General features: G+C 36.7%; 8 protein-coding genes. All 8 read right to left on the bottom strand.

Features of this window, described 5'->3' with window-relative positions; genetic code table 11:
* Positions 1-43: 43 nt before the first annotated feature.
* A complete protein-coding gene (locus tag KI375_RS05865) occupies positions 44-1,549 on the bottom strand; it encodes a response regulator transcription factor (protein WP_212972592.1) in 1,506 nt (501 codons plus the stop codon).
* Positions 1,542-3,302 carry a sensor histidine kinase gene (locus KI375_RS05860; protein ID WP_212972591.1) on the bottom strand — a complete coding sequence of 587 codons (1,761 nt, stop codon included), beginning with the start codon at positions 3,300-3,302 and terminating at the stop codon, positions 1,542-1,544. The genes KI375_RS05865 and KI375_RS05860 overlap by 8 nt, the downstream gene beginning before the upstream one ends.
* A 207-nt stretch (positions 3,303-3,509) precedes the next feature.
* Complete coding sequence (locus KI375_RS05855) at positions 3,510-4,958, bottom strand: ABC transporter substrate-binding protein (protein WP_212972590.1); 1,449 nt, start codon at positions 4,956-4,958, stop codon at positions 3,510-3,512.
* Between the two features lie 206 nt (positions 4,959-5,164).
* The gene (locus KI375_RS05850; RefSeq protein WP_242698373.1) at positions 5,165-6,148 is read right to left on the bottom strand and encodes a carbohydrate ABC transporter permease; all 984 of its coding nucleotides are present in this window, start codon (positions 6,146-6,148) and stop codon (positions 5,165-5,167) included.
* A 47-nt stretch (positions 6,149-6,195) separates the two neighbouring features.
* The gene (locus tag KI375_RS05845; RefSeq protein WP_207452199.1) at positions 6,196-7,122 is read right to left on the bottom strand and encodes an ABC transporter permease; all 927 of its coding nucleotides are present in this window, start codon (positions 7,120-7,122) and stop codon (positions 6,196-6,198) included.
* Between the two features lie 483 nt (positions 7,123-7,605).
* Positions 7,606-9,057, bottom strand: coding sequence for an ABC transporter substrate-binding protein (locus tag KI375_RS05840; protein ID WP_212972589.1), 1,452 nt, complete (start codon positions 9,055-9,057; stop codon positions 7,606-7,608).
* 253 nt (positions 9,058-9,310) lie between these two features.
* On the bottom strand, positions 9,311-10,096 hold the full coding sequence (locus KI375_RS05835) for a DeoR/GlpR family DNA-binding transcription regulator (RefSeq protein WP_212972588.1): 786 nt from the start codon (positions 10,094-10,096) through the stop codon (positions 9,311-9,313).
* A gap of 354 nt (positions 10,097-10,450) precedes the next feature.
* Positions 10,451-12,040, bottom strand: coding sequence for an extracellular solute-binding protein (locus KI375_RS05830; RefSeq protein ID WP_244852323.1), 1,590 nt, complete (start codon positions 12,038-12,040; stop codon positions 10,451-10,453).
* Between the last annotated feature and the right edge of the window lie 19 nt (positions 12,041-12,059).

Below are 12,059 nucleotides of genomic sequence, written 5' to 3'. Positions count from 1 at the left end.
TGTACTTCATCCCTTCTTCAATTTTACTAAACGGCCTAAGCTCCTAGATATTTCTCCACTCTGTTGGTGTTGTACCAATATGTTTTTTAAATTGTTTATAAAAATAAGCGGTGTCTGAATAACCAACCTTCTTGCCAATTTCACCAGCGCGAAGATGAGTAGTTTTCAATAATTCCTTTGCCTTCTCTAACCGAAAATGGTTAATGTATTCCGAGAAAACAACACCGATTTCCTTCTGAAATAATTGACCAAGATAAATGGGATTAATATGAAAACGTTGGCTCAATGTTTTCAATGATAATTCCTCATTATAATGAGCATGCATGTAGTCCAAGACATTTTGGATGATCGGGCTTCTGGAATCTTGCTGGTGATCAATCGCTGATAGCAATTCCTGACAGTAATCCATTAAGATATGTTTGATCTGTTTCAAGTCTGTTGCATATACTAATTTTTCAATAGCGGCTGTATGATTATAATGTTTCACATCTTGAATCGAGTGGTGTATATACGCGATTAAATCAATTGCATATTTTCTAGCAACAGCTGGTGCTAGAAACTTTGTATGCTTCGTTAAAGTTTGAAAAAATAATTCAATTCCTTCTTCTACCTCTTCATCAGCATCAAGAATTCTTTTTACTAGATCTGCTTTATAGGTTTGTTGATTCTTTAATAAGGTTTGACGATCCACATGCACTTGACTAGAAATCACTGTATTGGGCTCTAAACAGATTTGGTAAAGTGAATATTCTCGTGCTTGAAAATAACTTTCCTCAATCCGTTCCATTGAATCGACTGGGTCTCCCATCGATAAATAGAAGGAACCCATTTCAGGACAATTTGCATGCAAATATTGAGCTAACTGCTGATTTATTTGATAAAGATCTGAAGGATCTGTTCCATCCAGAATAATTAATAATTCTTGGTCAGGACTCAACAAGCAATGTGCGGAAAATTGGCTTTCAATCATCTTTCGTAATTCTATATATATTTCCCGGTTGCCCACATTGGAAAATTCTAAAGCTGAGACATTATAAAATGGCCGTAAACTACTCATTCCATATAAAGACAATCTTTGTTCCCATTCATTCTTATTGATATCACCATTTAATAAACGCCATAATGTATTATCTTTTAAAGTATGGAAGGCAGTGGCTTCCGCCTCTTCATGGGCAACTGTTAACTTTTCGCTTACTGCCTGTACGGTTTTTAACAGCTCATCTTCATCGACTGGCTTGACTAAGTAGTTCTCAATCCCTAATACCATGCCTTTTTTCACATAATCAAACTCTTCATAGCCTGATAATACAATACATTTTAATTGCGGGCGTATTTTCTTTGCTTCCTCAAACAGCTCCAGTCCCGTACGCTTTGGCATAATAATATCTGTTACTAAAAGATCAATCGGATTTTCTTGAATATAGGCTAGGGCTTCCTCGCCATCCTCCGAAATATGCATGATCTCGAAACCATAATCCTCCCAATCAATAAGTGCTCCTAATCCTCGCGTAATAAGCGGTTCATCATCTGCTAATAAAACTTTATACATGATCATCCCCTCCGACTGGGATAATAAAGGTAATGCTCGTCCCCTGATTTTCTTTACTTTCAACTGTTAAGCCATACTCTTTACCATGCTTCAATTTTAAGCGCTGATGAACATTTTTCATACCAATTGAATGCAAGTTCTCACCTTCTTCATCATTAATATGTTCAAGGATTGTGTTCAATCTTTCTTCTTGGATCCCTTTTCCATTGTCCTTAATCAATAGTCGAATATGATTCTTTTCCTGATTTGCGATGATTTCTAGCTGGTTATCATTTCGATCCTTTTGAAAACCATGGACAATATAGTTCTCCACGATCGGTTGGAGCAGTAATTTTTGCACTGGTGTTTTCTCAATTTCTCTTGGGATCTCCAAATGAACCGTCAATTTATCGGGATGCTGTAGCTGAACAAGCTGTAAATACTGTTGAATATTTTCTACTTCCGCTTGTAATGGTACCATTTCTTTCGATTCAAGCGAATAACGTAATAATCTAGATAGATGGTAGATCATTTTACTTGATGTTTTCGCCCCATCTACAACTGCTGTCATCCGAATAACCTCAAGCGTATTAAATAAAAAATGCGGGTTAATTTGCGATTGTAATGCTTTTAATTCTGCCTGATTTTGTTTCAAACTTAAAACATAGACCTGCTCGATATACTCATTTAGTTCGTCTAACATCGCATTAAAACTGAAAGCAATGGTCGCCAATTCATCCTCGGTTTTCGATTCTGGAATGCGGATTGATAGATTGCCTTTTTGCACTTCTCGGATAGAGGCGTCAATCGTTTTAATTCTTGCTGAATACTTACGCATAAATGTATACGTTAGGCTAAGCGCGACGATTAGGACAGCAAAAATCAAAATCCACATCGTGCCTCGTACAAACGTTAATTTATTCAATTCCTCTTGAGGAGTGACAGTATAAGCACTAAATTCACCGATATCGGTAATCGCATTGACAAAATACGTTTTATCTTCCCATTTCACTTCATTTTCATTACTTTCATCTGAAAGCTTTTGAATCATCGCCTTTGGAATCCCTTGATTATTTGAATAGACAACTTGTTCTTCTTTCCCTATTAGAAAAAAGGAAGATTTAACGTCAGCATTTTCTCTTTGAACAATATTTTGTAAGCCCTCGGTTGAATAATAAATTCGCAAATCTCCCATTTTTTTTAAAGTCGTTGGATTATTGATCAAGATTGTCTTTATGAATGTATTCTCTGGTGTTTTTGCAGGAATGCCCCCTTCAAGTAATGGATTATCTGAAGAGGATGGGTTCATACTTTGATTCCAGCGACCATGGTTATAAATGAAGAGATAATAAATCTCTGGATATTCAGATGACTCTAACGTAATCGCATTGACATCAGGATCTTGACTGAAATATCCATAAAAATACGTATCCATATTACTAGGCATAAAAGAAGTTTGTCCCGTGAATTTATCCAATCTATACTTTAAATAATCATTATATTCATTATGAAGGGCCACAGAAAGATCATCAATAATTTCCTCTTTTTCATAAAGGTTTCGAATCAAACCATTCCAATCCGCTTCCTTATTAACAAAGTAATCCTCGACTCTCTCTAATGTTCTTATATTTAAATCCATTTCTCTTTGAACAATCACATCGGAGTAATAATTGGTAATTAAAACGATCAAAAAAATAACGGTTATAATAATGGTTAGAGATGAAGTTAAAAGAATTCGCTTAAATACTTGATGCTTTAAACGTTTTATTGCCATGTATTCAGATCTCCTGTCTATCAATGAGATTCGCATCTAAGTAGAAATGAACGCTTATGTAATTGTAAAAAACATATGTATAAAAAAGCAAGCTGGAACTAGGGCAATGGATCGTTTTATGAGTGATTATTCATAAACTAGTTTTCGACATGCTAAAAATCAAGCTGGAGGATGATCCAGCTTGATTCTTTTATCGGTCATGTTCCTTTATTTTTGCTCGGCTTTCCATTCATCAAACTGTGTTTGAATTTCATCCAACACTTTGTCGATACCTGCAGCTTTTAGTTTTTGATTAAACTTAGGCAGATATTCTTCAGGATTAACAGATCCTGTTGCTAAAGCTGGATAGAATTCTTTTGATACATTGGAAATCGAAGCAATTTCGGTTCTTACTGGATCACTGTTAAAGTGGAATCCAAGTGTTGGTGCTGGTTCTGCAGAATCATTAAATTCTTTGAATTTATCCCATTTATCGGAAGGATCATTTTCGTATAGATCCAAAATAAAGTGGTTCCCTAATGAATAGGTTGGCATATTGTATTTTTCGATACGAGCCGGTAAATCTTTAATCTTTCCATCATCATTCTTTTCGTAATGAACCCCTTCAATTCCTTTGTCCACAAGATTACGAAGATATGGATCTGTATTTAATAGGTTTAAGAATTCCATCGCTTTTTCAGGGTTTTGCGATGTGGATGAAATCGCCTGAATTGCTCCAGTTACAGAATTATTGAACGTAACAGGATCCTCCATTGGTACGGAAACAACCTCATATTTTGCAGAACGGCTCCAAAGCAAATCTGAATATGGCTGCGAATCCTCTTTACGTACAAACCAGTTTTCTACATCCATTGGCCAGCTATCTTTACTGGTGGCTGCATCTGATTTAAGATAACCTGCTTTGAAGTATTTATGCATTGTTTTAAATGTGTCCATCGCAATATCAGATTCGAATGGATTCACAACATGATCACGGTCACCCTCAAGAGCAAAGCCAAACGGCATTTCTTCTCCAAGAATATAGTCAAAAGGCAGATAAGCTTTAATCGTTGCCATCGGTGTAACATTTGGCTCATTTTCTTTTATCTCTTTTAACATTGGTTCAAGATCTTCTAAGTTTCTTACTTTCGATAGATCAAAATCATATTTATCCACTAAGCGTTTATTAAATGTATAAACACTTTGTCTAGCGGTTTCTTTATTGGAAGGTATACCATAAAGCTCGCCATCTACTCTAGCCCCTTCCAAAAGTGCGGGCTCTAAAATTTCTTTCAAGTCTTTTCCTTGTTCGTCTAGTAAATCATCTAGTGGAAGGAAAGCCCCTTTTTGGGCATCTTGAACATATGTGCCACCCTCAGTGAAACCAATGTCAAATGGCTCGCCTGAAGAGATGACTACTTGCATTTTTTGATCATAGTCGCCCCAATCAATTTGTGTCAATTTAACAGTGGCATTGATCTTTTCTTCCGTATATTTGTTTACTTCTTCAAATACCTTTTCAGTATCTTTTTGCGGAGTACCAATCGTATACCATTTAATTTCGTATGGTTTTTCGCCTTCTCCGCCTCGGCTTTCATTTTTAGAAGAGCCACAAGCTACAAGCACTGTTCCTACGCTTAGAAGCAAAACTAACAATAACACTAGCTTCTTTTTCATTGTAAAACTCACCTTTTCATTATTATTCTTGGGTAATCAGAAAATAGTATGGATTTTTTTGAATGCCGCAAAATGGACTATGCTCCCTTTCCCTGGGCGGCTAACGAGCCTCCTAGTGCTAGGCCTTTACGACGCACACGATGTTCTAGTGCCGGCGTGGCCATCACTAGCCGACATCCAATTTCCACACGATAATATGAATAGAATTATTCTTTAACGCCACCAATTGTCAATCCACTAATAAAGTATTTTTGGAAAAATGGATAAGAGACGGCAATTGGCAATGTGGCAATCACGACCATCGCCATTTTAGCTGCATCGGCTGGAATCGTATTGAACAAGCTAGACTGCTGAGAGCTGATGTCAATGTTCTGCCGCATAAACTCTAAATTCGCTTCAATTTTCATTAGTAGAGATTGTAAAGGAACTAAATTAGGCTGATCTATATACAACAGGGCGTTAAACCAGTCATTCCAATATCCAAGTGTACTAAATAAAGCAATCGTGGCAATCCCTGGTAAAGACAATGGGAACACAATTTGGAAAAACGATCTCCATTCATTTGCTCCATCTATTCTTGCTGATTCCAGAATCGCTTCTGGAACAGATCTTATAAAGAAGGTCCTCATAATAATAATGTAGAATGCATTCATCGCGAGTGGTAAGATCAATGCCCATATCGTATTTTTAATACCCAAAAATTGCGTTGCTACGATATAAGTTGGAACCATTCCACCACTGAATAGCATAGTGAAGAAGGCAAAGAAAGTAAAGAACTTACGATATTTAAATTGCGGTCTAGAAATCGCATAGGAATAGAAGGTAATCATTGCCACACTGATGATCGTCCCTAAAATCGTAACAACGATCGTGATCCAATAGGATTGAAGCAATTGATCTTTCGTCTGCCACAAATATTTATAGGCATCTAGGCTCCATGTTTCTGGGATTAGCTGGAAACCATTTCGCACGATACTCTCTTCACTTGTGAAAGAAATGACAATGACATAGGCAAATGGGAATAAACAAGCAATCGTAAAAATCCCTAACAGTACTGTCATAATGCCATTCGTGACTGGGTGAAATTGATGGTAATCGCGAGCTTTCTTTCTCTTTTTATTGATAATGCCATTTGGCGTTTCGTTACCTTTTGGTTGAGAAGATTGCTCAACATTATTGTTTTTACTCATAATATCAGTCGCAGGGCGACCTTCCTCCTCTCTGTAAAGGGTAAGCTTTAGAACAAAGCACTATCCTCATCAATTTTTCTCACAATATAGTTCGTAATCATAACGAGGACAAATCCAACAGCAGATTGGTAAAGACCAGCAGCAGTACTCATTCCAATATCACCAAGCGACATCAATCCTCTATATACAAAGGTATCAATGGTGTTTGTCACGGAATAAAGCGCACCTGCATCCCTCGGTACCTGGAAGAATAACCCAAAGTCTGAGTTGAAAATTTTCCCAACATCCATAATTAATAGGATAATAATAAGTGGCTTAAGCATTGGCAATGTTACATGTTTAACCTGTTGCCATTTTGTCGCACCATCAATCATAGCTGCTTCATAATAGGTTTTATCAATTCCAACAATAGATGCTAGATACACAATACTGCCGTATCCAATTCCCTTCCACATGCTCATAAACACAAGGAGGAACGGCCAATATTTTGGTTCACTATACCATGCGATAGCATCAACATTGAACCACCCTAAAATGTTGTTCAATAAACCACGATCTGGGCTTAAAAAGGTAAAGACGAAATAACTCACTATAACCCAGGAAAGGAAATGTGGAAATAACATCCCTGTTTGGAAAAACTTCGCTAATTTTTTATTCGCTAATTCACTGAGCAGGATAGCTGTTGTAACCGCTGTTACCATCCCCAACACAATGAAAATCAGATTATACCCAATTGTATTTCTTGTAATAATATAGGCACTGTCTGTACTAAATAGGTATTTAAAGTTATCCCAACCAATCCACTCACTGTTGATAATACTAGCGAAAAAACCACCTGGATCGATTCGGAACTTTTTAAAGGCGATTACGTTTCCCGCCATTGGCAAATAAGCAAAAAGTAGAAACCAAATGGTTCCTGGCAAAACCATCAAAAGCCATATACGGTTTTTATAAATATCTTTAAAAAACTTCATTCTGCACTATCCTCCCTTACCATGGCCTGAAACCACTTTCATGTATTTATTATAAAATTTACTATAGTAGAATAGTAGTTAAGAAATTTGAGATTCACTAGATAAATTAAATAATCATGTAAAGACTTTCATTTTGACTTGTACAGGATGTATTGACTTCCATGTTGGGGCTAAAATCGCCTGCTGCAGGCGTGTCACCGTTTTTGGCGATTTTCTTTGCATTTGAAAAAGCAGAGGCTGGGCGTTAAGCATCAAGGATGAACAATATATTTCCGTAGCGAGATTTGTGCACCCTAGTTATTCGTTTTTTTTTGGTAAAAAGATTTATGTCCCAGCTTTTTTGTTCGTCTCCGAGGACTCTTTGGACAACTTCAATTTTAGCGGAAGCTCATTTATCTCGCAGTGTTTTTTTAAAAACATCCTCTTAAAGTAAAACATCAATCAGCGAGAAATTTTCATTCCTACTGATTGATGTTTAATAGCTTATTTTTGTTCCGCCTTCCATGTGTCAAATTGTGTTTGAATTTCATCTAACACTTTGTCGATACCAGCATCTTTTAGTTTTTGATTAAACTTAGGTAGATATTCTTCAGGATCAACAGAGCCTGTTGATAAAGCTGGATAGAATTCTTTTGACACATTGGAAATCGAAGCAATTTCGGTTCTCACTGGATCACTGTTAAAATGGAATCCAAGTGTTGGTGATGGTTGTGCAGATTCATTAAATTCTTTGAATTTATCCCATTTATCAGAAGGATCATCTTCGTATAGATCTAAGATAAAGTGGTTTCCTAGAGAATAAGTTGGCATATTATAATCTTCGATACGTGCTGGAAGATCTGTAATTTTTCCATCATCATTCTTTTCATAATGAACCCCTTCAATTCCTTTGTCCACAAGGTTACGAAGATATGGATCCGTATTTAAGAGATTCAAGAATTCCATTGCTTTTTCAGGGTTTTGTGATGTAGATGAAATCGCCTGAATCGCTCCTGTAACCGATGTATTAAAGGTGGTTGGCTCTTCTGCTGGGACAGAGACTACTTCATACTTTGCTGAACGAGACCAAAGTAGGTCTGCATATGGTTGAGAATCTCCCATACGAACAAACCAGTTTTCTACATCCATTGGCCAGCTATCTTTACTGGTAGCTGCATCTGATTTAAGATAGCCTGCTTTGAAATACTTATGCATTGTCTTAAATGTCTCCATCGCAATATCAGATTCAAATGGATTGACAACATGATCACGATCTCCTTCAAGAGCAAAGCCAAAAGGCATGTCCCCTTCAAAGATATAATCGAATGGAAGATAAGCTTTAAATGTTGCCACTGGTGTAATATTTGACTCATTTTCTTTAATCGTTTTCAACATTGGTTCAAGGTCTTCTAATGTTTTTACCGTGGAAATATCAAAATCATATTCATCCACTAAGCGTTTGTTAAAAGTATAAACACTTTGTCTAGCGGCTTCTTTATTGGAAGGAATGCCATAAAGCTCTCCATCTACTCTAGCCCCTTCTAAAAGAGCTGGGTCCAAAGTTTCTTTCAACTCTTTCCCATGTTCATCTAATAAATCATCTAGCGGAAGATAAGCGCCTTTTTGGGCATCTTGGACATACGTTCCACCATTTGTGAAACCAATGTCAAATGGTTCACCTGAAGAGATGATTACCTGCATTTTTTGTTCAAAATCGCCCCAATCAATTTGTGTTAGCTTAACAGTTGCATTGATCTTTTCTTTTGTATATTTGTTTACTTCTTCAAATACCTTATTTGTATCTTTTTGTGGTGTACCAATTGTGTACCATTTAATTTCATATGGTTTTTCACCATCCCCACCCTTGCTTGATTCAGTCTTATTATTGCCACAAGCAGCAAGAACTGTACCAACACTTAGAAGAAGCACAAGCATTAATAGTAGCGTTTTCTTCATTTTAAATCCCCCTTTTTATTCTTACAAATTAACATTACCCTAGTTGTTTTGTACTATTCTTTTCAAACGCTTTCATGTATTTATCATAAGATATACCCAAATAAAATAGTAGTTCATTTTTCTTATATTTACTGTACAAATCATATATTTAATCGTTTTCATATTAATAGAGAATGTTCAATATTCAAAAAAAGAGAACTGCTCTGGTTTAAAGTGCTAAGCGCTTTAAAACAGAACAGCTCTATCTTTTAAACTATTCAGCCAAAATCCAGTCAACATTTTTTTTGTCTAATTCGGACTCCCATGAAGAGGGTGGCTTCTTATCACATATCATCACATCTACCTGTTCTAAAGTCGTAATCTTGGTAAAGGATTGTACACCTATTTTACTATAATCCGCTAAAACGATTACTTCCTTGGCATTTATAGCTGCTAATTTTGAAATGGAGGATTCGTTAAAATCATAATCACTTATTCCTGTTTTAAGTGATACACCACCCACCGACAAGAAGGCTTTATCAACATAAAAGTTTTTCAGCATTTCTTCACATAGATAGCCAGATACGGACTGCTGATCTGGGGAGAGCTCTCCACCTAAAAGAATGACCTTTCCGCGAAACAACCCCTGTGCTAAGGCATCCTTTAAAACATTGGCGGCAGGTAAAGAATTTGTAAGAATCATAAGCCGATTGAGGTTTTTTATAAATTTAGCTAGGTTTAATATCGTAGTTCCCGTATCCAAAAAGATCGTATCCCCATCTTTTATTAAAGAAGCTGCCTTTTTCCCAATAAGCTTTTTTTCAGTCCCCTGAATAATTTGCCGCTGTTGGTAGGGAGGCTCTCCATCTTCGTAGGATATTTTCACAGCTCCTCCGTAAACCCTTTTCAATTTCTTTACTTTTTCCAATGCTTCTAAATCTCGGCGGATTGTCTCATTCGATACCTCTAATTTCTGTGCCAAGTCAGAAACTCGAACTTTCCCATGAGTATCCAACTCATCGATTAACAATCTTTTTCTTTCTTCAGATAGAAGAGACAAATTTTGCACCTTCTCTCTATTTCCTTTTCAATCAGAATAGAGACTAGGACAAAAGTGCTTTACCAAAGAAATAAAACGAACTAATATGGTGCATAAAACTCGCTCAGGAAATATACTTCGCTTTCCGCGGGCGAGTGTCAAGCCTCCTCAGGCTTCGCCTTCTGGGGTCTTGCCGAGCTCTTACTTCCCGCTGGAGTCTACGTATATTTCCTCCGCTAAGATAATGCATCGTTCTTCTTTGGAGCTTAGCATTTTAGTTATGTCCCATCCTCATTTAATCAGAATATCCCTATTCTTTCTTAGATCACTTACTTTAATCTTACCCTTCCCTAGTCGCATTTTCAAATTATATTTTTATTGCTTATTATACCTTTCATAGGCATCATTATAAATTTCCATATATTTCTCAAGCTTCATTTTATCAAATTGGGCAACATAGTCATCCCATTCATCTAATGATCTCGCTCCCGTAATGAATTTCGCATTCATCTCATTGATGTACGTCTCAATATCATTTCTTAAGGCATTCATTTCTTCAAGCTCTTCAATTGTATAATTGAACGGCGGCCATATTTCCTCAGGAATAAATGGATCTACCTTTTCAGATGCTTCAATAGAACTTGGTTTTCCTTCAGAACCCTTGAAATAATCTTGCTTTAAGATTCCTGGATATCCGACACCAGGCCAAACAAGATACTCTCCAACAGCCTGGTCTTGTGTTAAGCCATCCGGATGATTCTTGATTTCATCTGTATAATCTAAGGTACCATCTTCATTTTCGACATAGGTCTCATCTTCAAAGCCCATAAAAAACATCTTACTGCCTTCATCACTATAAAGGTAATCCACCCAGCGCACCGTTGCTTCAGGATTCGGATTATCCTTTGTAATAACGAATTGACCTACAGAACCGATAGGTGAACCAATATGAGCATATAGCTGATCACCATGTGGGCCTTTTAATGCCTTCCCGCCAATATACCCCGTTAAATTACTATATACAGCTTCTGGATTATAATCTGGCAGGACACCATATATTCCTTGGGAACCTTTGGCAATGACTTGATCCGCATTCGCTGTAAAAAAGTCTTTATCAATTAATCCATCCTCATAAATCTTGTTTAAATACTCCAACATTTCCTTATAACGAGGAGCGGTCGGGATAAATCGCAGTTCATCCGTCTCAGGATCAACATCAACATAAGGATGTGAAGCTCCTCTATTGCCCAGTCCCCAAGCTCCCTTAAAGAATGGGATTAAATACGCGTCTATTCCAGGTCCTCCTCCCATCGGAATGGCATCTGGGTAGTTTTCTTTAATCGCCTTTAATAATTGATACATTTCTTCCGTTGTTTCTGGTTCTTCAAGTCCTAGCTCCTTTAACCACTCCTCTTTGAGCCACATAAAGGATCCTTCCAACATCGCCTTAAATTCAGGATCCGTAATCGTTGGGAAAGAATAAATATTTCCATCTGGCATCGTAATCGCCTTTTCTACTTCCGGATATTGTTCAAGCAATGCCTTAAAATTAGGTGCATACTGATCAATTAAATCATTTAACGCCATAAAATCTTCCTGTTTTCCATATTTCATTAAATCATTTACAGTTAAACCGTTTCCAAAAAGTACATCTGGATAATCACCGCCTGCTAGTAAAATATTACGTTTTTCTGCTAAATTATCCCGATCAACATTCTCCCATTTCACTTTGATATTCGTCATGTTTTCATACTCATTCCATATCTTAATATCATTCCAGTTTTGTGAAGCGAAGCGTTTAGGAGCAAACATCTTAAGTTCAATTTCTTCTTTCACTATTGGCATCCCATCCAAATTAAGATTATCTAAATTAGCTTCTGCTTTTTTATCCGTTTTTTCATTACAAGCAGCAAGAAAAGAAACAGACATGATTACAAATAAGGCAAGCATAAAAATTTTCTTCATTTCTATAAACCTCCTAATT

This window comes from Bacillus sp. J14TS2, from assembly GCF_018333015.1.
GTDB lineage: Bacteria > Bacillota > Bacilli > Bacillales > Bacillaceae_C > Lederbergia.
Note: the sequence above shows the minus strand (reverse complement) of the source record. Positions and strands in the feature narration are given on the sequence as shown.